A 24,693-nucleotide genomic window follows, 5' to 3' on the forward strand; every position below is an offset into this window, starting at 1 on the left:
CGGGACGATGGCGCCCGTGACGACCTCCCGCCTGCACCTCGTGCTGATGCTCGCCCTGACGTTCACGACGGGGATCATCGACGCGGTCGGCTACCTCGGCCTCGACCGCGTCTTCACCGCGAACATGACGGGCAACGTCGTCATCCTCGGCATGGCGCTCGCGGGCGCCCAGGACCTGCCCGTCGCCGGCCCGGTGCTCGCGCTCGTCGGGTTCATGGCCGGTGCGGCCGTCGGGGGCCGGCTGCTGCGCCGCGCCGCGCCCGGCTGGTCCGGCCGCACGACCGCCACGTTCGGCGCCACCGGGGTGATGGCGGTGCTCCTGGGCGTCGGCTCGCTCGTGGAGCACCCGGTCGAGGGCACCGTCTGGGCGCTGACCGTGACCACGGCGCTGGCGGTCGCGATGGGCCTGCAGGCCGCGTCGGCGCGCCGGCTCGCCGTCAAGGACGTGACGACCGTCGTCGTCACCTCGACGCTCACCGGCCTGGCGGCCGACTCGCGGCTCGCGGGCGGCACCGGCGACAGCTGGGCCCGCCGCGCGCTCGCGGTCGCGCTGATCCTCGTCGGCGCGGGCGTGGGCGCGCTGCTGCTGCAGCTCGGCGACGAGGGCGTCGGCATCGGCATGCTCGTCGCGGGCGCGCTGGCCCTGGCGGTCACCCTGATCGGCCACCGCCACGGCACCCCCTCCACCCCGGCCTGACCCGGTTTCACCCGCCCCGGCAACCCCCACCCGTCGAAGGGGGCGTGGTGCGTGGTGGGAGAGCCGGATCGACGAACGAGAGCCCCTTCGCGGGGGAGGGGGGCCCGGGCGTCAGGGGGTCGCGTCCAGGCGGGCCGCCACGTCGGCCGGGAAGCCGCCCGTCGCGATCGGGCCCCAGCGCTCGGGGGTGATGCGCAGGAGGCTCTTGCCCTGCAGGCGCATCGCCGCGCGGTACTCGTCCCAGTCGGGGTGCTCGCCCGCGATGCAGCGGTAGTAGTCGACGAGGGCGTCCTCGGCCTCGGGCATGTGCAGCACCTCCGCGGTGCCGTCGACCTGCACCCACGCGCCGTTCCAGTCGTCGGACAGCACGCACACCGAGACCCGGGCGTCGCGCTCGGCGTTGCGGGTCTTGGCGCGGCCGGGGTAGGTCGAGACGACGATCCGCCCCTCCGGGTCGACGCCGCCGCTCACCGGCGAGAGTTGCGGGCGGCCGTCGGCGCGGGCCGTCACGAGCAGCATGTGGTGGCGCGGGCGGACGAAGTCGAGCAGCCCGGCGAGGTCGACGGTCGTGGACGTGGCGACGGGACGCGGCATGGGGACGACGCTACGACGCCCCGGCCGGTCCGCGCGCGGGCGCACGCGCGGACCGGCGGGCGCGTCAGGCGCGGCAGCCGATCTGCTCGGTGCCGAACGCGACGTCGTCGAGCCACAGGTCGAACTCCGCGGGCGTGGTGCCGCCCTGGTAGAGCTGCCAGCCGACCTTCACCTCCGTGACGTCGGGGAAGACGAACGGCACGTCGGCGCCGCCGGCGGTCTCGGTGTCGACCGTCAGCTCCTCCTGCAGGTCGCCGTCGATCCACACCTGCACGCGGTTGTCGGAGGCGTCGAGCTGCCACTCGATGCACTGCCAGCGGTCGGCCACGGACGGCGACGACTCCTGCCAGCTCGTCCAGTCGCCGGTCGGGCCGCCGTCGGAGCCGACGCCCCAGAAGACCCCCGGCACCGTGGGCGCGTACTGCCCGCCGACGGGCCGCACGACGCCCGCGCCCACGCCCGACGCCTCGACGAGCGTGTAGTGCGCCCAGTCGGGCGCGGTCGGGAACTCCTCGACGCGCACCCGGATCCGGCCGTAGAAGCTGTTGTCCGGCGGGTCGACGGGGACGACCATGAACGCCCGCCCGTTGTCGGCCGTGTGCACGCGCAGCGCCTTGGCCTGCGGCCCGCGCCGGTCGGTGCGCACGCGCTCCACCGTCAGCGTGCCGTTGCGGGTGTCGACGCCCCAGCGCATCGTCGCCGCGCCGCCCGTCGGCAGGGCCTCGAAGTCCTCGCAGAACAGCAGGCTGCGGTCGGCGCACACGGTCCGCGGGCCGTGGCCGCCGCGACCGCCGTCGAGCGTGGCGCCGCCGTCGGTGCCGCTCCCGGCGGCGGCCCCCGACGTGCCGAGGCCCAGCGCCGCCACGGCGGCGAGCGCCGCGGCGGCGACCGTGGCGGCCCGGCGCCGGCGCCGCAGGGTTGGGGATGCGGCTGTCGTCGTGCGGGCGGGGGTCGGCGTCGTCATGGAGGCTCCTCTGCTCGGGGTGTGCCCGTGGTGTCGGGTGGGTCGTGCGGGCGCCGACGCTCGGGGGCAGAGGACCTCGACGCCCGGGCAGCGTAGGGACGCGTCCCCCGCGCGCGGAACCCGCCCCGGCGGCCCGGCCGCGACTTGTGCGTTTAGGTGCGGCACCCGTGCGCGCGGCGCCCGCGCGCTGCGCGCCGCGCGTCGCCTCGCTGACCCACCGCCCGGGGCCGCGGCGTGCACCCGTCCCGGGGAGGCGTATCCGCCTGCGGCGAACACGGGACGTCCCGGGGGTACCCCGCCGTTAGCATCGAAACACGCCGCCTTCGTCGGCACCGCGCGCACCCCTGCCGCGCGGTTCCTGGCGGGGCACGCCGCTCGTGAGGAGTGCACATGTTCGAGAGATTCACCGACCGAGCCCGCCGCGTGGTCGTCCTCGCCCAGGAGGAGGCGCGGATGCTGAACCACAACTACATCGGCACCGAGCACATCCTCCTGGGTCTCATCCACGAGGGTGAGGGCGTCGCGGCCAAGGCCCTGGAGTCGCTCGGCATCTCGCTCGAGGCGGTCCGCGCGCAGGTCCAGGAGATCATCGGCGAGGGTCAGCAGGCCCCGTCGGGCCACATCCCCTTCACCCCGCGGGCGAAGAAGGTCCTGGAGCTGTCGCTGCGCGAGGCGCTGCAGCTCGGCCACAACTACATCGGCACCGAGCACATCCTGCTCGGCCTGATCCGCGAGGGCGAGGGCGTCGCCGCCCAGGTCCTCAACAAGCTCGGCGCCGACCTCAACCGCGTGCGCCAGCAGGTCATCCAGCTCGTCTCCGGCTACCAGGGCAAGGAGCCGGTCGCCTCGGGCGGCCCGGCCGAGGGCCAGCCGGCCGGCTCGGCCGTGCTCGACCAGTTCGGGCGCAGCCTCACGCAGGCCGCGCGCGACGGCAAGCTCGACCCGGTCATCGGGCGCGAGAAGGAGATCGAGCGGGTCATGCAGGTGCTGTCCCGCCGCACCAAGAACAACCCCGTGCTCATCGGCGAGCCCGGCGTCGGCAAGACGGCGGTCGTCGAGGGCCTCGCGCAGGACATCGTGCGCGGGGACGTCCCGGAGACGCTCCGCGACAAGCAGCTCTACACGCTGGACCTGGGCGCGCTCGTCGCCGGGTCCCGCTACCGCGGTGACTTCGAGGAGCGCCTGAAGAAGGTCCTCAAGGAGATCCGCACGCGCGGCGACATCATCCTGTTCATCGACGAGATCCACACGCTCGTCGGTGCGGGTGCCGCCGAGGGCGCGATCGACGCCGCGTCGATCCTCAAGCCGATGCTGGCCCGCGGCGAGCTGCAGACCATCGGCGCCACGACGCTCGACGAGTACCGCAAGTACGTCGAGAAGGACCCGGCCCTGGAGCGCCGCTTCCAGCCGATCCAGGTCTCGGAGCCGAACCTCCAGCACGCCATCGAGATCCTCAAGGGCCTGCGCGACCGGTACGAGGCGCACCACCGCGTGTCCATCACGGACTCCGCGCTCGTGGCCGCCGCGACGCTGGCCGATCGCTACGTCAACGACCGGTACCTGCCGGACAAGGCGATCGACCTGGTCGACGAGGCCGGTGCGCGCCTGCGCATCCGCCGCATGACGGCTCCGCCGGAGCTGCGCGAGCTCGACGAGCAGATCGCCGAGACGCGCCGCGACAAGGAGTCGGCGATCGACGAGCAGGACTTCGAGAAGGCCGCGCGCCTGCGCGACGAGGAGAAGCAGCTCGGGCTCAAGCGCGCCGAGAAGGAGAAGGCCTGGAAGAACGGCGACCTGGACGCCGTCGCCGAGGTCGACGAGGAGCTCATCGCCGAGGTGCTGGCGAACGCCACCGGCATCCCGGTGTTCAAGCTCACCGAGGAGGAGTCGAGCCGGCTGCTCCACATGGAGGAGAACCTGCACAAGCGGGTCGTCGGCCAGGACGCCGCGATCAAGGCGCTGTCGCAGGCCATCCGCCGCACGCGTGCGGGCCTCAAGGACCCGAAGCGCCCCGGTGGCTCGTTCATCTTCGCCGGCCCCACGGGTGTCGGTAAGACCGAGCTCGCCAAGGCGCTCGCCGAGTTCCTCTTCGGGGACGAGGACGCGCTCATCCAGCTCGACATGTCGGAGTTCTCGGAGAAGCACACCGTCTCGCGCCTGTTCGGCTCGCCCCCCGGGTACGTCGGGTACGACGAGGGCGGTCAGCTCACGGAGAAGGTGCGCCGCAAGCCGTTCTCGGTCGTCCTGTTCGACGAGGTCGAGAAGGCCCACGCGGACATCTTCAACTCGCTGCTGCAGATCCTGGAGGACGGTCGCCTGACCGACTCGCAGGGCCGGGTGGTCGACTTCAAGAACACCGTCATCATCATGACCACGAACCTCGGCACGCGGGACATCGCCAAGGGCGTCCAGACCGGCTTCCAGGCCGGCGGCGACCTGTCGACGTCGTACGAGCGCATGAAGGCCAAGGTCAACGACGAGCTCAAGACGCACTTCCGTCCCGAGTTCCTCAACCGCGTCGACGACGTGGTCGTCTTCCCGCAGCTCTCGCAGCCGGAGATCTTCCAGATCGTCGACCTGATGATCGAGAAGCTCCACAAGCGCCTGCGCGACAAGGACATGGGCATCGAGCTCACGCCCGCGGCGAAGAAGCTCCTGTCGGAGAAGGGCTACGACCCGGTGCTCGGTGCGCGTCCGCTGCGCCGCGCGATCCAGCGGGAGATCGAGGACGTCCTGTCCGAGAAGATCCTGTTCGGGGACCTCAAGGCCGGCGAGCACGTGATCGTCGACGCCGAGGGCGAGGGTCTGCTCGGGGAGTTCTCGTTCCGCGGCGTGCCGCGCACCGAGCGCGACAAGGAGCCGGTCCCGATCGGCGCCTCCGTCGGAACGCCCGGCTCGGGCACCGACGTGCCGGCCGCTCCGCCCGCGGCCACCCGCGGCGACGGCGGCACGGGGCTCGCCCCGCTCTGACGGCCAGTCGACGACGAGGCCCCGACCCCCCGCCCGGGGGGTCGGGGCCTCGTCGCGTCCGGGCCGGCGAGACGGGGCGCGTGCGGGGCGGCGGGCGGGTGAGCTCCGGCCTGCCGGCGGGGCGGCGGGCGGGTGACGGGGATGCGATGCTGGCCGCGAGGTCGGGCGGTCGGACGATCGGACGGAGGCGGACGTGGCGGAGACGGACCTGGTCGAGCTGGTCGACGAGCACGGTGCCGTGACGGGCGAGATGCAGGTCGGCGCGGCGCACACCGCCCCCGGCACGCTGCACCGCGCGTTCTCCGTGGTCGTCGTCGACGACGCCGGCCGGATGCTGCTGCAGCAGCGCGCCGACGCCAAGCTCCGGTTCCCCGGCCTGTGGACGAACAGCTGCTGCGGGCACCCGGCGCCCGGGGCCGACCTGGCCGCCAGTGCCGCACGGCGCGTGCACGAGGAGCTCGGTGCCGACCTCGTCGACGCGCACGCGGTCGGCACGTTCCGCTACCGCGCGCTCGACGCGGGGTCGGGCCACGTCGAGACGGAGTTCGACCACGTGGTCGTGGGCCGGTTGAGCGGCGAGCCGCGGCCGGACCCGGACGAGGTGGGCGCGACGCGGTGGGTGTCGGCCGAGGAGGCGCGCGCCCTGGTCGACGCGGGCGTCACGACGCCGTGGTTCGTCGACGTCCTGCGGATCGTCGCCCCGCACGACGCCGACGCGCGCTGACCGCTGCGGCGATCCCCGCCACCGGCCTGCGGCCCCCGGTGAGATCGGTCACCTCGGGCATCCAGGGCGCCCCCTTTCGGGAGGATTCACCCCGGTCTGGCCACCGATAACGTTATCGATAACGTTTGCATCCGCCGTTCCCACGATGGATGGTCGGAGCGGCCGCCCCGTCAGCGATGACGCCGGGCGGCCCGTGCGCCACCAGGGGGCGGCCCCGGCGTCGAGCGCGACGCCCGGTCGGCCGGTGCACGCCGCGCACGGAGCACCCGCGGGTGCTCCGCCACGCAGTTCAGCTCAACGAAGAGGAACGACCTGATGAAGGTGACGAAGACCCTCGCGGTCTCGACCGCTCTGCTCATGGGGGCCCTCGGGCTCACCGCCTGCAGCGGCAGCTCGGACGACGCCGGCGGCTCCGACGGCGGCGCCGTCGAGCTGACGTTCTGGCACAACTCCACCACCGGGGACGGCAAGGCGTACTGGGAGAGCACGGCGGCCGCGTTCGAGGAGGCCAACCCGGACGTGAGCATCACGGTCCAGTCCATCCAGAACGAGGACATGGACGGCAAGCTCCAGACCGCCCTGAACTCCGGCGACGCGCCGGACATCTTCATGGCGCGCGGCGGCGGCAAGCTCGCCGACGTCGTCGAGGCCGGCCAGGTCATGGACCTCACGGACGTGATCAGCGACGAGACCCGCACGGCGGTCGGTGACGCGGCGCTCAGCGCCTTCACCGTCGACGGCAAGGTCTACGGCATGCCCACCGCGGTCCTGCCCGGCGGCATGTACTACAGCAAGGACCTGTTCGCGCAGGCCGGCATCGACGCGCCCCCGACGACGTTCGCGGAGCTGGACGACGCCGTCACGAAGCTCAAGGCGGCCGGCGTCTCGCCGATCGCGCTGGGCGCGAAGGACGCGTGGCCCGCCGCGCACTGGTACTACTTCTTCGCCCTGCGCGCGTGCTCGCAGGAGACCATCGCCGGCGCCGGCGACCTGTCGTTCGAGGACCCGTGCTGGACCGAGGCCGGCGAGGCGTTCGCCGACTTCGCCGGGACGGAGCCCTTCAACAACGGCTTCCTCACCACGTCGGCGCAGCAGGGCGCCGGCTCGTCGGCCGGCCTGCTCGCCACCCACCAGGCCGCCATGGAGCTCATGGGCGCCTGGAACCCGGGCGTCATCGCCGGCTTCACGCCGGACGAGCAGCCGCTCGCCGACCTCGGCTGGTTCCCCTTCCCGGCGGTCGACGGCGGCGAGGGTGACCCGACGGCCATGATGGGCGGCGTCGACGGCTACGCGTGCCACGTGGACGCGCCGACGGAGTGCGCCGACTTCCTCAACTTCTTCATGCAGAAGGAGTACCAGGAGGGCTACGCCGAGGCGTTCGTGACGCTGCCGGCCAGCAAGGACGCGCAGGGTGTCGTCACCGACCCCGCGCTGCAGGAGGTGCTCGCCGCCTACAACGACGCCGCCTACGTGTCGGTGTGGATGGACACGCTGCTCGGCCAGAACGTCGGCAACGCGCTCAACGGCGCGGTCGTCGAGATGCTCGCCGGCAACGGCGACGCCGAGAGCATCGTCGACGCGGTCACCGCCGCGGCGGCCAAGGAGTAACGAGCAGTCATGAGTGACTCCCAGGGCGTGAACGCGCTGGTCATGACGACGTCGCCCGAGGGTCGCCCGGCGGCCGGGGACGGGGCCCGCACGGCCCCGTCCCCGGCCCGCCGGACCCGGCGGTCGCGGGGTGGCTGGCGCCAGCGCGCCGAGATCGCGCTCCTCGCCGGTCCCGCGATCGTCGTGTTCGTCGCGTTCGTGATCTTCCCCGTCGTCATGGCGGCGTACTACGGGTTCTACAAGTGGAAGGGCTTCGGCGCCCCGACCGACTTCGTCGGCCTGGAGAACTACGTCACGATCCTGCAGGACACGACGTTCCACGACGCGCTGCTGCACAACGGCTTCATCGTCGTGATGTCGCTGGTGCTGCAGGGGCCGGCCGCGGTGATCCTGGCGCTCCTGCTCAACCGCAGGATGCGCGGGCGCTCCGTCATCCGCGTGCTGATCTTCGTGCCGTACGTGGTCTCCGAGGTCATCGTCGGCACCGGCTGGAGCCTCATGCTCCAGACGTCGGGCGCCGTGAACGACATCCTGGCCAAGGTCGGCCTCGAGGGCTGGGCGGTCGACTGGCTGTCCGACCCCGACATCGCGATCTGGTCGCTGCTGCTCATCATCACGTGGAAGTACATCGGCTTCGCCGTGATCCTCTTCCTCGCGGGTCTGCAGTCCATCCCGGAGGAGCTGCACGAGGCCGCCGCCATCGACGGCGCGTCGTACTGGCAGTCGCAGCGCGCCATCACGCTGCCGCTGCTCGGGCCGACGGTGCGCATCTGGGCGTTCCTGTCGGTCATCGGCTCGCTGCAGCTGTTCGACCTCGTCTACATCATCTGGGGCCAGTACGTGTCCGCCACCGCCGGCACCTCGACGATGGCGACCTACATGGTGCTCAACGGGCGCAACGCCGGGAACTACGGCTTCGGCAACGCCGTCGCCGTCCTGCTGTTCCTGATCTCGCTGGTCATCGCCCTGACCTACCAGCGGTTCGTGCTCCGGCGCGACACCGAGGGTGCGCTCACGGAAGGGAAGAAGTGATGGCCGCCATCGCCGTGCAGGCAACGCCCGCACAGGCCCCGCCCCCGGTGCGCCGGCGCGGGAAGTCGCTCGACCGGGTCAACCCGCTGGTCTACGTCGTCGCGTGGCTGCTCGTCGGCGTCTGCATCGGCCCGGTGGCGTTCATCGTCCTCGGTGGCCTGCGCACCAACGCGCAGATCACGGCGGACCCGTCGGGCTTCCCCAGCACGTGGGAGTTCGGCAACTACGCCGACGTGCTCGGCAGCTCGCTGTTCTGGCAGCAGGCGGCCAACTCGGCGATCGCCGGCATCGCCACGACGGCCGGCGTCGTCGTGCTGGGCGTCATGGCGAGCTTCGTCCTCGCGCGGTACGACTTCAACGGCCGCGGCGCGATGTACTCGCTGTTCGCGGCGGGCCTGATGTTCCCCATGACGGTGGCCATCACGCCCCTGTACCTGATGATCAAGAACCTCGGCCTCATGAACAGCCTGGCGGGGATCGTCCTGCCGCAGATCGCGTTCGCGCTGCCGACCACGATCATCATCCTGGTGCCGTTCCTGCGGGCCATCCCGAAGGAGCTGGAGGAGGCCGCGTCGATCGACGGCGCGAGCCGGCTCGGGTTCTTCTTCCGGATGGTCGTCCCGCTCTCGGTGCCCGGCGTCGTGACGGTCGGCATCCTGGCGTTCGTTGCCAGCTGGAACAGCTACATGCTGCCGCTGTTCGTCCTCAACGACGAGGTGATGTACACGCTGCCGCTCGGCGTGCAGTCGTTCGCGTCGCAGTACTCCGTGGACACGGCCCGTGTGCTGGCGTTCACGTCGCTGTCCATGATCCCGGCGCTCATCTTCTTCTCGATGTTCGAGCGCCGCATCGTCGGCGGCCTCACCGGCGCCGTCAAGGGCTGACCCCGACCCCGGGTGCGCACCAGCGCACCCGGGGTCCGGCGCGTCCCCGTCCCCCCCGCATGCCTTCGAAGGAGCTCTACCCGCGTGACCGAGACCACCCGCACCGTCGCGAAGCACGTCGCGTCCGCCCCGTCCGTCCCCCCCGCCATGCCCGTCGTCTCCGACCGGGTCCGTGAGCTGCACGCGCGCATGACGCTCGAGGAGAAGCTCGCGCAGCTCGTCGGCTACTGGCTCGACCAGCACGGCACCGTCGCGCCGATGCAGTCGGAGATGGCCGCCGGCCAGAAGGACCCCGGCCAGCTCGCGGACATCACGCGGCACGGCCTGGGCCACTACACCCGCGTCTACGGCACCCGCCCCGTCGAGCCCGCCGAGCGCGCGGCGTGGCTGTGGGCGGAGCAGCGGCGCCTCAAGCGCGAGACGCGCCTGGGGATCCCCGCGCTCGTGCACGAGGAGTGCCTGACCGGCCTCGCCGCCTGGCAGGCCGCCACGTACCCGACGCCGCTCGCGTGGGGCGCGTCGTTCGACCCGGAGCTCGTGCAGGAGGCGGCGCGCGCCATCGGGGACTCGATGCGCGAGCTCGGCATCCACCAGGGGCTCGCGCCCGTCCTCGACGTGGTCGGCGACCCCCGCTGGGGCCGCGTGGACGAGTGCATCGGTGAGGACCCGTACCTGGTCGGCACGGTCGGCACCGCGTACGTGCGCGGCCTGCAGGAGGCGGGGGTGCACGCGACCCTCAAGCACTTCGTCGGCTACTCCGCGTCGGCCGCGGGGCGCAACCACGCGCCCGTGCACGCCGGCCCGCGCGAGCTCGCGGACGTCTACCTGCCCCCGTTCGAGATGGCCGTGCGCGACGGTGGCGTCCGGTCCGTCATGAACTCCTACGCCGACGTCGACGGCATCCCGATGGCCGCCGACCCGCACTACCTCACCGAGGTGCTGCGCGAGCAGTGGGGCTTCGACGGCGTCGTCGTCGCCGACTACTTCGCGGTCGCGTTCCTCCAGGTCATGCACGGCGTGGCGGCCGACCGCGGCGAGGCGGCGGGCCTCGCGCTGGCCGCGGGCCTGGACATCGAGCTGCCCACGGGCGACGCGTTCCTCGAGCCGCTGGCCGAGCGCGTGCGCGCCGGGCTGGTCGACGAGGCGCTGGTCGACCGGGCGGTGCTGCGCGCGCTCTCCCAGAAGGAGGAGCTGGGCCTGCTCGACCCGGACGCGTTCGAGGACGAGCCGCCGACGCACGTCGACCTCGACTCCCCGCGGCACCGCGCGCTCGCGCGCCGGCTCGCGGAGGAGTCCCTGGTGCTGCTGTCCAACGACGGCGTGCTGCCGCTCGCGCAGCCGCGCCGCGTCGCCGTCGTGGGCCCGAACGCCGCACGCCCCGAGGCGCTCATGGGCTGCTACTCGTTCGCCAACCACGTGCTGGCGCACCACCCCGACCTGCCGCTCGGCTTCGAGATCCGCAGCGTGCACGAGGCGCTGCAGGCGGCACTGACCGGCGAGGTGACGTACGCCGAGGGGTGCACGGTCGAGGGCGACGACACGGCCGGCTTCGCCGCGGCGGTCGCCGCGGCGGCCGACGCCGACGTCGCGGTCGTCGTGGTCGGCGACCAGGCGGGCCTGTTCGGCCGCGGGACGGTCGGCGAGGGCAACGACGTCGAGTCGCTCGAGCTGCCGGGCGTGCAGCGGGCGCTGGTCGAGGCCCTCGTCGCGACCGGCACGCCGGTCGTCATGGTGCTGCTCACCGGGCGTCCGTACGCGCTCGGGTGGGCGCTCGACGGCGAGGGGCCGCGACCCGCGGCGGTGCTGCAGGCGTTCTTCCCGGGGGAGGCCGGCGGCGAGGCGATCGCCGACGTGCTCACCGGCGCGGTCAACCCGTCCGGCCGGCTGCCCGTCACCCTGCCGCGCGCCGCGGGCGCGCAGCCGTACCGCTACCTGCACCCCGTGCTCGGCGGCCCGTCGGACGTGACGTCCACGGACCCGACGCCCGTGCGGCCCTTCGGCTTCGGGCTGGGCTACGCGGAGTTCGCCTACGGCGACCTCGAGGTCGACGGCACGGTGGACTCCGCCGGTGTCTTCACCGCGGCGGTCACGGTCACCAACACGGGCGACGTCGCCGGTGCGCACGTCGTCCAGCTCTACGGGCGCGACGTCCTCGCCTCGACGGTCCGGCCCGTGGCGCAGCTGCTCGGCTACGGCCGCGTGCAGCTGGCGCCCGGCGCGTCGCAGCGCGTGACGTTCCGCGTGCCGACGACGCGGCTCGCCCTCGCCGACCGCCGCCTGGTGCGCGTGGTCGAGCCGGGCGAGGTCCACGTCTGGGTCGCGTCGCACGCGGCCGTCGCGGAGCCCGCGGCGGTCGGCGACACGACGGGCGGGGCGATCAGCAGCAGCCGCGCGCGCACGGTGCGTACGCTGCCCGGGGCCTCCACGCCGCGTGCCGTCCTGCACGTGACGGGCGAGGTGCACGAGATCTCGGCGGCCGACCGCCGCATCGTCGACGTGGAGGTCAACGACGCATGAGTACCGTCACCAACCCGCTCCTGCCCGGGTGCTACCCGGACCCGTCGATCTGCCGGGTGGGCGACGACTACTACCTCGTCACCTCGACGTTCGAGTACCTGCCCGGCCTGCCGGTGCTGCACAGCCGTGACCTGGTGAGCTGGGAGCAGATCGGGCACGTCGTCGACCGCCCGGGGCAGCTCGACTACACCGGGGTCGCGTCGTCCGGCGGCCTGTACGCGCCCACGATCCGGCACCACGACGGGGTCTTCTGGATCATCTGCACGCTCGTCGACCAGCGGGACGCGAGCCGGGGCGGCAACTTCCTCATGACGGCGACGGACCCGGCCGGCCCGTGGTCCGACCCGGTCTGGCTCGACGCCGGCGGCATCGACCCGTCGATCTTCTTCGACGACGACGGCCGCGTGTGGGTGCACGGCACCCGCCTCGCCCGCGAGCCGCGGTGGCACGACCAGACCGAGGTCTGGGTGCGCGAGCTCGACCCGGTGAGCAAGTCGCTCGTCGGGCCCGAGCACGTGATCTGGCACGGCGCCGTCGAGGGCGTCGTGTGGGCGGAGGCGCCGCACCTGTACAAGGTCGACGGCACCTACTACCTGCTCGCGGCGGAGGCCGGCACCGAGTTCCACCACGCCGAGAGCGTGGCGCGGGCCGACTCCGTCACCGGCCCGTACGTCGGGTACAAGGGCAACCCGGTCCTCACCCACCGCCACCTCGGCCGGGGCAGCGACGTGGTCGGCACCGGGCACGCCGACCTGGTGCAGGCCGCCGACGGCAGCTGGTGGGCCGTGCTTCTCGCCATGCGCACCTACGGCGGCTACCACTACCCGCTGGGGCGCGAGACCTTCCTCGTCCCGGTGGAGTGGGAGCAGGGGTGGCCGGTGTTCGCGCCGGGCGTCGGGCGTGTCCCCACCGAGGTCGACGTCCCGTTCGCGACCGACCCGAGGCCGGGCCTCGTGCAGGGCGGCACGTCCGGCGTCGTGCCGTCCGCCGACCCGCGGTGGACGGCCGTGCGCGCGCTGCCGACCGAGGTGGCGACGCCCGCCGGCGACGGCTGGGACCTGCCGCTGCGCGCGGCGACCCTCGCCGACGTCGAGGTGCCCGCGTTCCTCGGGCTGCGGCTCCAGCACCGCGACGCCGACCTGACGGCGCGGGTGCGCGCCGACCTGGCCGACGGCGAGGAGGTCGGGCTGGCCGTGCGCCAGTCCGAGAAGGACCACGTGCGGCTGGCGGTCGGCCCCGACGGCGACGGCCTGCGGGCGCGCGTGGTGCACCGGCAGCGCGGCGAGGACCGCGTGCTCGGGGAGACGTCGCTCGCGGCGGGTGCGGGGGCGACGCTGACGCTCTCCGTGCGTGCACGTGGCGCCGACCTGGAGCTGCTCGTCGGCGCCGGTGACGGGGCACCCGTCGTGGTGGGCACCGCCGCCACCACCGACCTCGACACCGTGGCGACCGGCGGGTTCCTCGGGCTGTGGCTCGGGGTCTACGGCACGAGCGCCGGGCGTCCCACGCAGACGGTGGCGCACGTCGACGGCGTGGAGTACGTCCCGGCGGTCTGACCCCGGACGCGGACGGAGGGGGACGGCCACGCGGCCGTCCCCCTCCGTCGTCCCGCGCCCCGTCCCCCGCGGGTCAGCGGCGGCGCGGTGCGGGGTCGGTCAGCGCCGGGTCGGTCAGCGCCGGGTCGTCCGCGACGGTCCACCACGCGCGCCCGTCCGCCGGTCCACCGGCCGCCACGGGCGCGCGGACGCCGCGCGCGCGCCCGACGCGCAGCGGGGAACCGGTCGCCGAGTGCACGAGCCGCACGCGCGCGCCCGACCGCCAGCAGCTGCCTGCCTCGACCTCGACGCGCCACGTGTCGCCCGCTCCGGGCCCGACCGCGGGGCCCATGGGGGACAGGGTCAGGCCCGCGCCCGTGCGGGAGTCCACGAGCCGCACGGCGTCGCCGTCGACGATGGGCGGGGGGCGGTGCCCCGGCCGCCCCGACGGGTCCGCGTCCGGCGCGCGGGGGCCGCGCGGCTCCGCGGCCGGCGCGCGGGGGCCGCGCGGCTCCGCGAGGGCCGCGGCCGGCGCGTGGTCCTTGCCGACCCGGTCGTCCGCGTGCGCCACCAGCAGCACCGTCCAGGCCGGCGCGACGTCGGCGCAGGCCACGGCCGTCGTCCCGCGGGGCCCGAGCGACCGCCCGCTCCACACGTGCAGCAGCCCGACGGCGTCGCCGTCCCGGACCGGCCGCGAGGGGTGCCGCGACGCGCTCGGGAGCGCCGGAGGCCGGCGGGCGGCGTACGCGTGCAGGAAGAGCGCGCGCCACGTGCGCCCGTCGGACCCCCGCCAGCCGGTGCCGGTGTCGGTCAGCGTCACGTCGTCGCCGGGGTGGTTCGGATCGAGGACGTGCAGGCGCAGGCGGCCCGCGCCGTCGCGGTCGTGCGCGTGCGCGACGACCTGGTGGTTGTCGCCGGCGTGGACGACCCCGCGTGCGACGACCAGGCCGAGCACCACCGGCCGCCCGGCGGTGAGCGCCGACACGACGCCGGGGACCTCCGCTCGCGTCAGCGTGCGCACGCCGCGCAGCGGGCCCGCGTCGCCGTCCGGCAGCACCGACCAGGTGAGGAACCGCAGCGCCGACCACGACGCGAACGAGTCGAGCTGCCGGCGCTGCAGCAGGTCGGCGACGAGGTGGCCGTCCGGCGGGACGCGTCCCGGCGCGAACAGGCGTGCGGGCCAGTGCGGCGCCGGCCGGCCCGCCAGCAGGTGGTCGAGCGACGCGTACGACATGCCGCCGCACCGCCCCGCGGTGGCGACGCGCGTTCCCGTCGGCAGCGTCGCGAGCACGTTGACGAACCCGTTCGCGAACGCGAACGCCGCCGCCCCGGGCTCCACCCGTCCCTCGTCCACCCCGCACCTCCGCGTCCGAGACCGCGACCACGGCCGCCCCGAGCCTGCCACCACGCCGCCCCACCACGTCCACCCCCGCCCCACCACCCCCGCCCCACCACCCCCGGGTTCACCGCCGTCGGCGGCGGCGAACCCGGAGATCGTCAGCGGCGCGGCACCCCGGTGCTGAGGAGCTCCGGGTTCGGCGGAGGGGATCCCGGCAGGACGACGACGGCCCCGGTGCCGGAGCACCGGGGCCGTGTCGGTCCCTACCTCACGGTGGGCCGGCGGGGGAACGACGGCCCGCCGCGCGTCAGCCGATGGCCGCCTGGACCTCGGTGACGAACTGCTCGGCGCCCTGCTCGGGAGTCAGGGAACCGAAGAGCACCTCCTGGTTGACGCGGCGGATGATCTCCGCGACCTCACCGGCACCGACGGGGGGCACCGCGGGGCCGTCGACGATCTCGTCCTCGAGGTCCGCGAGGAACTCGGCGGCGAGCTTGTCGGTCTCCGCGAACTCGTCCTGGACCGCGGCGCGGACGTCCGTGTTGGCCGGCAGGCCACGGTCGGACAGCAGGATCTCGCCGGCCGCCGTGTCGTTGAGCAGGAAGTCGACGAGCAGCGCCGCCTCCTCCGGGTGCTCGGAGCGCGCCGAGACGGAGTAGTACATGGCCGGCTTGAAGTACATGCCGGTCCGCTCGCCGGCGGCCTCGCCCGGCACGCGCAGCAGCTGCAGCTCGCGGCCGGACGCCTCCTGGATGGCGGTGAGCTGGTTGGACCAGAACCACGCCATCGCACCCTTGTTGGTGCCGATGAGCGACTGCTCCGGGCCGCCCGCGTCGACCTCGACCGACGTCGCCGCGTCGGGCGTGCCGCCGCCCGTCTGCATGTCGAGCGAGTGCTGCCACCACTGCGCCATCGTCTCGGGCTCGAACCCGAGCGTGCCGTCCTCGGTGTACAGCGCCTCGCCCTGCTGGCGGGCGAAGATCGAGAAGCCCGGCTCGTTGAAGCCGTAGTCCTGCGCGCCGCGGATCGCACCGTCGGTCTTCGTGCTGATCTCGTTCGCGATCTCGACGTAGTCGTCCCACGTCCACGTGGAGTCGTCCGGCATCTCGACGCCGGCCTCGGCGAACGCCTGCGGGTCGGCGACCACGGAGTACACGTTGACCCCGGTGGCGACGCCGTACAGCTTGTCGTCGATGGTCCCGGAGGCGAGCACGTTCTCGTCGATCTTGGACGTGTCCACGTCGAGCTCGTTGACGTCGGCCAGGACGCCGCGGTCGGCGTAGTCGGCCAGGAACCGCTCCTCCTGGGTGATGACGTCCGGCGCGTCGCCGCCCGCGACGCCGACGGCGAGCTTGTCGAAGTAGCTCGTCCAGTCCGTGTAGTCGGGCTCGACCGTGATGTTCGGGTACTTCTCCTCGAACGCGGCGATGACCTCCTGGGTCAGCGCGTGCCGGCTGTCCGAGCCCCACCACGACCAGCGGATCGTGACGGGCTCGTCCGAGTCGGAGCCGGGGTCGCCGCTCGGGGCGGCGCCGCCGGTGTCGCCGGAGCCCCCGGCGCAGGCGGTCAGGACGAGGGCGCCGGCCGCGAGCAGCGCTCCGGTTCGCAGCAGGTGACGACGGGGGTTGGGGGTGCGCATGGCTCTCCTTGGGTGAGCGGACGGCGGTGTCCGTGCAGGGATGGGGAGGTGCTGACCGCTGTTGTGCAGGGGTGGTGCTGTGCGTGGGCCGGGACGGCTACTTGATGCCGGTCGTGGCGATGCCCTTGACCAGGTACTTCTGGCCGAAGAGGAAGGCCAGGAACACGGGGACGATCGACACGATCGACATGGCGAACATCGGCCCCCACGAGCTCTGGCCCGTGGAGTCGAGGAAGGTGCGCAGCGCGACGGGTGCGGTGTGCATCTCGGGGCTGGTCAGGAAGATCAGCTGGCTGAAGAAGTCGTTCCAGGTCCAGATGAACGTGAAGATCGCGGTGGTGGCGAGCGCCGGCAGCGCGAGCGGCATCATGATCAGCGTGTAGATGCGCCCGTGCCCGCAGCCGTCGAGCCGGGCGGCCTCGTCCAGCTCGCGGGGAATTCCGCGGAAGAACTGCACCATGAGGAACACGAAGAAGGCGTCCGTGGCGAGCAGCTTGGGCACGACGAGCGGCCAGAACGTGTTGATCCAGCCCACCTGCGAGAACATGATGTACTGCGGGACGATGATCACGTGGATCGGCAGCATGATCGTCATGAGCATGATGGCGAACCAGACCCTGCGGCCCCGGAACTCCAGGCGCGCGAACGCGTAGGCGGCCATCGAGCAGGCGATGAGGTTGCCGACGAGGGAACCCAGCACCACGATCGCCGAGTTCATCAGGTAGTGCCCGAACGGCCTGCCGAGCGCGTTCCAGCCCTCGGTGTAGTTCGAGAGGTCGGTCTCGGCGGGGATGAGCGACAGGTCCCGGAAGATCAGGTCCGTCGGCTTGATCGAGCTCACGAGCAGCCAGATCAGCGGGTAGATCATCACGACCGCGAGGGCGACGAGCCCCACGTGCTTGAGCACGGAGCGGACGTGGGAGCGCCACCGCGAGGGGCGGCGGGAGTGGCCGGCCTCCGCGGCGAGCGCGCTGGTGCGGGCGGCGAGCGCGCCCGGGGTGGCGGTGGCGGGTTCGGTGCGCACGCGGACCTCAGTCATCGTAGAAGACCCAGAACTTGGAGGCGACGAAGTTGATCGCCGTGAGCGCGGCGACGATGAGCACGAGCAGCCACGCCATCGCGGACGCGTAGCCCATGTCGAACGCGGTGAACCCGCGCTGGTACAGGTAGAGCGTGTAGAACATCGTCGAGTCGGCCGGGCCGCCCGTGCCGCCGCTGACGACGAACGCCTGCGTGAACGACTGGAACGCGCCGATCACCTGCAGCACGAGGTTGAAGAACACGATCGGCGTGAGCAGCGGCAGCGTGATGTGGAAGAACTGCCGCACGCGTCCCGCACCGTCGATCGACGCCGCCTCGTAGTACATCTCCGGGATCTGCCGCAGGCCGGCGAGGAAGATGATCATCGGGGCACCGAACGTCCACACGTGCAGCAGCACGAGCGTCCACAGCGCCGTCTCCGGGTCGGAGACCCAGCCGCGGCCGGGAACCCCGAAGAACGCCAGGAACGCGTTGACGAGACCCTCGACGCCGAACACCTGCCGCCAGAGGATCGCGATCGCCACGGACCCGCCCAGCAGCGACGGCAGGTAGAACACCGAGCGGTAGAACGGCAGGCCGCGCATGCCACGGTCGAGCAGCAGCGCCAGCCCGAGCGCGGCGAGGAGCTGCAGCGGCACGCCCACGAGCACGTACGTGAAGGTCACGCGCAGCGCGTTGTGCAGACGCGTGTCCTCGAGCATCCGCGTGAAGTTCTCCGTGCCCACCCACTCGGGTGGCGCGAGGAGGCTGTAGTCGGTGAACGACAGGTACGCCGACGCGACCATCGGGCCGACGGTGACCAGGAAGAGCCCGGCGAACCACGGGGCGAGGAACACGGCGGCGGCCCGGCCGTCACCGCGGCGCAGGGGCGCGCGACCGGGCGAGCGGCTCGGGCCTGAGCGCGCCGTGCGGCGCAGCTCGGAGACCACGGACATCGTCGATCACCTCTTCGTGCTCGGCGTCACTCCCGCGCGTCGTCGCCCGGGAGGCCCTGGTTCGCGGTGTCCCGTTCGTCCGGTTCCCGCTCGGCGGGCGGGCGGTGCGGACGGTCCGGAAACCGGTTCCCGGCCGGGACGCTACCACGCGGCGGCGGCCGTGGGAACCGGTTTCTGGTGGTGTATGGTCCGGACGAGCGGGGCCCGGACGCGTCGACGGCGACGCGGTCGGCGGGGCCCGCCGGAGCGAGCAGGAGGCCGCACGTGCCCACAGAACGGCCGCAGACCCGCTGGCCGCGCGGCGCCACGACGATCGCCGAGGTCGCCACGGCCGCCGGCGTGTCCCGCGCGACCGTCTCGCGCGTCATGAACGGGCGCGACACGGTCGACGCGGAGCTCGCGGCGCGCGTCAAGGAGGTCGCGGCCCGGCTGCAGTACCGCCCCAGCAACGTGGCGCGCAGCCTCTCGCTCGGGCGCACCGACACCGTGGCCGTCGTCGTCCCGGACCTCGCCAACCCGATGTTCCAGCAGGTGCTGCGCGGGGTCGCGGCGGCCGCCGCGGACGCCGGCTACCGCGTGCTCGTGGCCGACACCGCGGAGCACGCCGGGGACGAGGAGAAGGTCGTCGTCGACGCCCGGATGCGCTGCGACGCGCTCGTGCTCGTCTCGCCCCGCATGCCCGAGCGCGCGCTGCGCGCCCTGCTGCCCCAGGTGCGGCCGGCCGTCGTCGTCAACCGTGCGCCCGACGGCACGACGCCCACGCTCGAGATCGACTACGCGCACGGCATCGGGCAGATCGTCGACCACCTGCTCGGGCTCGGCCACCGCCACCTGCTCTACCTGGCCGGCCCGCCCGAGAGCGCGTCGCACCTGCGCCGCCTGGAGGCGCTGCGGGTCGCCGCGGCCCACCGCTCCGGCGTCCGGCTCTCCGAGATGCCCGCGGGCGCCAGCGTCGAGGCCGGCTACGCCGTGGCCGGCGACGTGCTCGCGGCGCGGCCCACCGCGGTCGTCGCGTACAACGACCTCGTCGCGTTCGGCCTGCTCGCGCGGCTCAACGAGCTGGGTGTGGCCGTGCCCGGCGACCTGTCCATCGTCGGGTTCGACGACATCGAGCTGGCGCGTTTCGCCACCCCGTCGCTGACGACGGCGGCGGTGCCGCAGGCCGAGCTGGGACGGCTGGCGTGGGAGCACCTGCGCCCCCTCCTGGCGGGAGGAGAGCCCGTGCAGGACCCCGCGCCCATCCGCCCGACGCTCGCCGTGCGCGCGAGCACCGGCCCCGTGCCCCCGTCCGTCCGCCTCGCCCGCGCCGCCGAGGGCGGCGCCCCGCAGGCCGCGGCGGACCCGCTGCGCGACGTGGCGTGGCGGCTGGAGGCCGGCGTGCCCGCCGCCGAGGCGACCGCGGACCTGATCGGCGCGTCCAGCGCCGCGCACCACGGCGAGCTGCCGCTCGCGCGCTACGTCACCGGTGCCGACCTGCCGCCCGTGCACGCACGGCGCCCGTACCTGCACCCCGTGCACACCGCGGGCGGGACCGCCCTCACCGACGTCAGCCCCGTCGACCACCGCCACCACTACGGGATGTCGTTCGCCGTGCCCGTGGTCAACGGCACGTCCTACTGGGGCGGGCGGACGTTCCTGCGCGACGAGGGCCCGACGCTGCTGCCGAACCACGGCCGGCAGGTGCCGCGGTCGCGTCGCGTCGTTGGCGGCACCCTGGTCGAGGACGTCGCCTGGCTCGACGAGCGGGACGAGCCGCTGCTGCGCGAGGACCGCACGCTCGAGGCGCACCCGTGGGCGGACGCCCGCGCGTGGCTGCTGCGCTGGTCCAGCACGCTGCACGCCGAGCACGGCGAGCTGCGCATCGAGAGCCCCGCGACCAACGGGCGGCCGCAGGCCGGGTACGGCGGGCTGTTCTGGCGGCTCGCCGCCGCCGACACGACGTCCGTGCTGGGCGAGGGCCTCGCGGGGGAGCAGGCCGTGCACGGCAGCCGCTCGCCGTGGCTGGCGTTCGTGCAGCGGCGCGAGCTGGCGTCCGCGACGCTCCTGCTGGTGCAGCCGCCCGAGCAGCTGCGGCCGTGGTTCGTGCGCGTGGCCGAGTACCCGGGTGCCGGCCCGGCGCTCGCGTGGGACTCGGTGACGCGCGTGCCGGCCGGCGGGACGCTCGAGGCCGGCCTCGCGGCCGTGCTCGTCGACCGGGCGCTCGGCGCCGACGAGGCGGCCGAGCTGGCGGCGCGGGCATGGGCGTGACGGGCCGGGACGCGGGTGCGGACTCGGTGGGTGCGGGCGCCGTGGGTGGGGACGCCGTGGGTGCGGGCGGGTCGGGCTCCGACGCGCCGGGCGTGCGCGCGGCCCACGTCGCCGAGGTCGCCGTCGTCGGCGTGCACGGCCACGGCGCGTCCCACCTGCGGACCGTGCGGGCGCTGGCCGCCGCCGGACGCGCGCGGCTCGCGGCCGTCGTCGACCCGCGGCCCGTCGCCGGCACCGGGCTGACCGAGCCGGACGCCGACGGCGCCGGTCCGCTCGTCCCGCCGGACGCGCGCTGGTACCCGTCCCTCGACGCGCTGCTCGCCGCCGCGCCGCCGGACGTCGTCGTCCTCTCCACGCCGATCCACACCCACCTGCCGCTCGCGACCGCGGCGCTGCGGGCCGGCTGCGACGTGCTCCTCGAGAAGCCGACCGTCGCGACGCTCGCGGAGCACGCCGAGCTGGTCGACGTCGTGCGTGCCACCGGGCGGCGCTGCCAGGTCGGGTTCCAGACGTTCGGCTCCGGCGCCGCCGACGAGCTGACGCGCCTCGTCGCGTCCGGCGAGCTCGGCGAGGTCACGACCGTCGGGGCGGTGGGCACGTGGGTGCGCCCCCGGGCGTACTACGCCCGCGCCGCGTGGGCCGGCCGACGCTCGCTCGACGGCGTGCCGGTGGTCGACGGCGTCGTGACGAACCCCCTCGCGCACGCGGTCGCGACCGCCCTGAGGGTCGCCGGCGCGACGCGTGCCGAGGACGTCGCGTCGGTCGACGTCGAGCTGTTCCACGCGCACCCGATCGAGGCGGACGACACGTCGTCCGTCGTCGTCACCACGACGAACGGGCGCACGGTCGCCGCCGGGCTCACGCTGTGCGCGCCGGAGCGGTCGCTCGCGACCGTCGTCGTGCGCGGCACGCAGGGCGAGGCGACGCTGCGCTACGAGGCGGACGAGCTCGACGTGCGCACCGCGCGGGGCGCCCGCACGATCCGGACGGGCCGGCGTGACCTGCTCGCCGACCTGCTCGACGCGCGGCTCGACCCGGCCGTGCGCCTGCGCTGCGACGTCGAGGCCACGGGCGCGTTCATGGCCGTGCTCGAGGCGGTGCGCACCGCGCCGGACCCGCGGGCCGTGCCGGACGCGCTCGTCACGTGGGTCGGCGCGGGCCAGGAGGCGCACCCGGTCGTCGCCGACGTCGAGGCGTGGTGCGCCGCCGTCGCCGAGCGCGGCGCGGGCTTCGGGGCCGTCGGTGCACCGTGGGCGACGGCCCTGCGCCCGGCCGCCGCGCCCTGACGGCGTCGCACGGGTCCCGCCGAGGTCGCTGGTTCCGCGTCGAGATCGCCGCCCGGCACCGGCGAACTCGGCGCTGCACCGGCGAGCTCGGCGCTGGACCGGCGAACTCGGCGTTGGACCGGTGGGCGCGGCGTTGGGCCGGTGGGCGCGCCGCGGCCGGTGCCGGCGCGGGGTGTCCGCACCGGCACCGGCCGTCGGTCAGCGCACGTACAGCCGCTGCTGCGGCGGTGCCGTGAACGGGTCGCCCAGGAAGAACGACGGGTGCGGCGGCTGGTTGTAGGCGGTGTTCTGCCAGGCCAGCGCGACGCGGTACATCGGGTCGTGCAGGAGGGTCGGCACCCGCAGCGACGTCCGGTTCGGGGTCGCGTAGATCCGCAGGGCCGCCTCGTCGGACCGCGCCCAGATGACCTCCTCGCGCCAGTCGCCGAGGATGTCGCCCGACAGCACCGGCGTCGACTTGGTGCCGTTGTTGGACCGCACGGACGCCCCGGTCAGCAGGCGCGTGTCGCCGCCCGTGCCGTACTTGTCGATCCGGGTGCCGTCGAGGAGCTCGCGCACCGGGTCGGCGTCCCACCAGGCCAGGAAGTTCGCCGACGACGGCTTGCGGCCGACCGCCGCGCCCGTTGCCGCGTTGCGCAGGTCCGCCTCGGAGTTCGACCACGCCTCGGCGCCCGGGCTGCCCGCCCAGATGTCCGCCGCGACGCCGCGTCCGTTGTCGGTGCCGGACGGGGAGCGCCAGAGCGTCTGGCCCGTGCGCGCGTCCGCGACCCACATGTTCGGCTGGTTCGACGACTCGGTGACCTTGAAGTACTCGAGGCCCGCGCGGCCGGGGACGAGGTCACCGACGTGCCCGGCGTCGCCGTGGCCCGTTCCGTTGGTCCACAGCCCGCGGCCGTCGTCGTCGATCGCCGCCGCGCCGTAGAGGATCTCGTCGCGGCCGTCCCCGTCGACGTCGGCGACCGACAGGGAGTGGTTGCCCTGCCCGGCGTACGCGCCGTTGCCCGAGCTGCTGGAGTCGAACGTCCACCGCCGGGTCAGGCGCCCGTCGCGGTAGTCCCACGCCACGACGACGGCCCGCGTGTAGTAGCCGCGCGCCATGACGATCGACGGGCGCTGCCCGTCGAGGTACGCCGTGCCGGCGAGGAACCGGTCGACCCGGTTGCCGTAGGTGTCGCCCCAGCTGCCCACGTTGCCGCGCGCCGGGACGTAGTCCGTCGTGGCGCCGATCGCGCCGGTGTCGCCGCGGAAGACCGTGAAGTACTCCGGCCCGGACAGCACGTAGCCGCTGCCGTTGCGGTGGTCGGCGCTCGCGTTGCCGATCACCTGGCCGGTGCCGGACCGGGTGCCGTCGGCGGTCTTCACCGCGACCTCGGAGACGCCGTCGCCGTCGTAGTCGTAGACCTGGAACTGCGTGTAGTGCGCGCCGGCGCGGATGTTGCGGCCCAGGTCGATGCGCCACAGCCGCGTGCCGTCGAGCCGCAGACCGTCGAGGTACACGTTGCCCGTCACGCCGGACTGGCTGTTGTCCTTGGCGTCGGTCGGGTCCCACTTGAGGACGACGTCGAGGTCGCCGTCGCCGTCGAGGTCACCGACGCTGCCGTCGTTGATCACGTGGTTGGACGACGGGCGCGAGACGGGCACGTCGAGGTAGCCGTCCGCGAAGGTGAGGGACGTGGCGGACGGGGCCTGCTCGGCCCCGTTGACGACCGCGCGCACCGTGTACCGGGCGCCGGCCGCGGCGCCCTCGTCGCGGTAGTTCGTCGAGTCCGTGACGGGGGACGACGTGATGCGCGTGCCGTCGCGGTACACGTGGAATCCGGTGGCGCGGTTCTCCCAGCCGTACAGGCGCCACTGCACGAGGTTGCCGCTGCCGGAGCGGACCGAGACGAGGCCGCGGTCGAGGTCCTCGACCTGCTTGGCACCGGCGGTGGGGGTGGTCGGCGCGGGGTCCGGCCCGGTCGTCGGCTGCGGCGTGGGCGACGGCGTCGGCTGCTGCGTGGGGGTCGGCTCGGTGGTCGGCGTCGGCGACGTCGTCGGCTGCTGCGTCGGCGTGGGGGAGGCCGTCGGGCCCACGGAGCCGGTGCAGGCCGTGCCGTTGAGGCTGAACGACGTCGGCACGGGGTTGGACCCGGACCACGCGCCGTTGAACCCGAACCCGACCGTGCCACCCGCCGGCACGGCCGCGTTGTAGCCGGCGTTGCGGGCGGTGACCGTGGCGCCCGACTGCGTCGTGACGGCGTTCCACGCCTGCGTCACGGTCTGCCCGGCGCCGAAGTCCCAGGTGAGGGTCCACCCGTTCAGCGGGTCGCCGAGGTTCTCGATGCGGATGTCGGCGCCGAAGCCGCCGCCCCACTGGTTCGTCACCGCGTACGTGACGCGGCAACCGACCGCGGCCTGCGCGGCCGGTGCGAGCGCGAGCCCGGTCACGGCCGTCGCGAGCGCGGCCGCGGCGGCGCCGGTCCGGAGTGCTCTCATGTCGTCCCCTTCGACGAGCGACGGCCTGTGCGCGTCGCGTGCGAGGGAACCGTAGGTGGGAGAACGTTTTCCAGATCCAGCCTATGAAACCTTTCATGCCGGATCGGCGCGCAGGTGCCCCGCGAGCGGCGGGTCCGAGGGCCGGGGCGCGGGGCGGGCGGCGAGCTCGAGGTTCGTCCCGCGTCCGTCTCGGTGGCGCACGTCGC

General features: G+C 74.0%; 17 protein-coding genes. 10 read left to right on the forward strand and 7 right to left on the reverse strand.

The features are described 5' to 3' along the window. The first annotated feature begins 7 nt into the window (after positions 1–7). On the forward strand, positions 8–697 hold the full coding sequence (locus E5225_RS02105) for a YoaK family protein (protein WP_135974504.1): 690 nt from the start codon (positions 8–10) through the stop codon (positions 695–697). 111 nt (positions 698–808) lie between these two features. On the opposite strand, the gene E5225_RS02110 is transcribed toward E5225_RS02105, so the two are convergent. Further along, entirely contained in the window at positions 809–1,291 is a 483-nt protein-coding gene (locus tag E5225_RS02110) for a PPOX class F420-dependent oxidoreductase (RefSeq protein WP_135974505.1), read from the reverse strand. A 64-nt stretch (positions 1,292–1,355) separates the two neighbouring features. After that, on the reverse strand, positions 1,356–2,255 hold the full coding sequence (locus tag E5225_RS02115; protein WP_135974507.1) for a hypothetical protein: 900 nt from the start codon (positions 2,253–2,255) through the stop codon (positions 1,356–1,358). 390 nt (positions 2,256–2,645) lie between these two features. Between E5225_RS02115 and E5225_RS02120 the strand changes: the two genes are divergently transcribed. The 7 genes from E5225_RS02120 to E5225_RS02150 all read left to right on the forward strand — a co-directional run bounded on the left by E5225_RS02120 (position 2,646) and on the right by E5225_RS02150 (position 13,546). After that, a complete protein-coding gene (locus E5225_RS02120) occupies positions 2,646–5,225 on the forward strand; it encodes an ATP-dependent Clp protease ATP-binding subunit (protein ID WP_135974509.1) in 2,580 nt (859 codons plus the stop codon). A 193-nt stretch (positions 5,226–5,418) separates the two neighbouring features. Then, the gene (gene idi / locus E5225_RS02125) at positions 5,419–5,949 is read left to right on the forward strand and encodes an isopentenyl-diphosphate Delta-isomerase (protein WP_208012600.1); all 531 of its coding nucleotides are present in this window, start codon (positions 5,419–5,421) and stop codon (positions 5,947–5,949) included. A gap of 315 nt (positions 5,950–6,264) precedes the next feature. Continuing rightward, positions 6,265–7,557: an extracellular solute-binding protein gene (locus E5225_RS02130; protein ID WP_135974511.1), complete on the forward strand. Its 1,293-nt coding sequence runs from the start codon at positions 6,265–6,267 to the stop codon at positions 7,555–7,557. Positions 7,558–7,566: 9 nt separating this feature from the next. Further along, on the forward strand, positions 7,567–8,589 hold the full coding sequence (locus E5225_RS02135; protein WP_208012601.1) for a carbohydrate ABC transporter permease: 1,023 nt from the start codon (positions 7,567–7,569) through the stop codon (positions 8,587–8,589). Then, positions 8,589–9,473, forward strand: a complete 885-nt coding sequence (locus tag E5225_RS02140) for a carbohydrate ABC transporter permease (RefSeq protein WP_135974513.1) — start codon at positions 8,589–8,591, stop codon at positions 9,471–9,473. Before E5225_RS02135 ends, E5225_RS02140 begins: the two co-directional genes overlap by 1 nt. Before the next feature lie 147 nt (positions 9,474–9,620). After that, positions 9,621–11,990: a beta-xylosidase/alpha-l-arabinosidase gene (locus tag E5225_RS02145; RefSeq protein ID WP_135974523.1), complete on the forward strand. Its 2,370-nt coding sequence runs from the start codon at positions 9,621–9,623 to the stop codon at positions 11,988–11,990. Then, the gene (locus tag E5225_RS02150; protein ID WP_135974515.1) at positions 11,987–13,546 is read left to right on the forward strand and encodes a glycoside hydrolase family 43 protein; all 1,560 of its coding nucleotides are present in this window, start codon (positions 11,987–11,989) and stop codon (positions 13,544–13,546) included. Before E5225_RS02145 ends, E5225_RS02150 begins: the two co-directional genes overlap by 4 nt. Before the next feature lie 73 nt (positions 13,547–13,619). Here the strand turns inward: E5225_RS02150 and E5225_RS02155 are convergent, their stop codons facing one another. From E5225_RS02155 to E5225_RS02170, 4 genes are all read right to left on the reverse strand, one after another. Beyond that, positions 13,620–14,879 (reverse strand): hypothetical protein, encoded by a 1,260-nt coding sequence (locus E5225_RS02155; protein WP_136225279.1) that lies wholly within the window; start codon positions 14,877–14,879, stop codon positions 13,620–13,622. 292 nt (positions 14,880–15,171) lie between these two features. Beyond that, positions 15,172–16,503 carry an ABC transporter substrate-binding protein gene (locus E5225_RS02160; protein WP_135973517.1) on the reverse strand — a complete coding sequence of 444 codons (1,332 nt, stop codon included), beginning with the start codon at positions 16,501–16,503 and terminating at the stop codon, positions 15,172–15,174. Between the two features lie 97 nt (positions 16,504–16,600). Then, the gene (locus E5225_RS02165) at positions 16,601–17,542 is read right to left on the reverse strand and encodes a carbohydrate ABC transporter permease (RefSeq protein WP_135973518.1); all 942 of its coding nucleotides are present in this window, start codon (positions 17,540–17,542) and stop codon (positions 16,601–16,603) included. Next, positions 17,535–18,479, reverse strand: a complete 945-nt coding sequence (locus E5225_RS02170; protein ID WP_135973519.1) for a carbohydrate ABC transporter permease — start codon at positions 18,477–18,479, stop codon at positions 17,535–17,537. The genes E5225_RS02165 and E5225_RS02170 overlap by 8 nt, the downstream gene beginning before the upstream one ends. Positions 18,480–18,743: 264 nt before the next feature. Here E5225_RS02170 and E5225_RS02175 point away from each other — a divergent pair, with 264 nt between their 5' ends. Then, entirely contained in the window at positions 18,744–20,726 is a 1,983-nt protein-coding gene (locus E5225_RS02175) for a DUF6807 family protein (protein ID WP_243738226.1), read from the forward strand. Further along, positions 20,717–22,012: a Gfo/Idh/MocA family protein gene (locus E5225_RS02180; protein WP_135973520.1), complete on the forward strand. Its 1,296-nt coding sequence runs from the start codon at positions 20,717–20,719 to the stop codon at positions 22,010–22,012. The genes E5225_RS02175 and E5225_RS02180 overlap by 10 nt, the downstream gene beginning before the upstream one ends. A 198-nt stretch (positions 22,013–22,210) precedes the next feature. Here the strand turns inward: E5225_RS02180 and E5225_RS02185 are convergent, their stop codons facing one another. Then, positions 22,211–24,487, reverse strand: coding sequence for a rhamnogalacturonan lyase family protein (locus E5225_RS02185; protein WP_135973521.1), 2,277 nt, complete (start codon positions 24,485–24,487; stop codon positions 22,211–22,213). Positions 24,488–24,693: the final 206 nt, after the last annotated feature.

Origin of the sequence: Cellulomonas shaoxiangyii (genome assembly GCF_004798685.1) — a bacterium.
Lineage (GTDB): Bacteria > Actinomycetota > Actinomycetes > Actinomycetales > Cellulomonadaceae > Cellulomonas > Cellulomonas shaoxiangyii.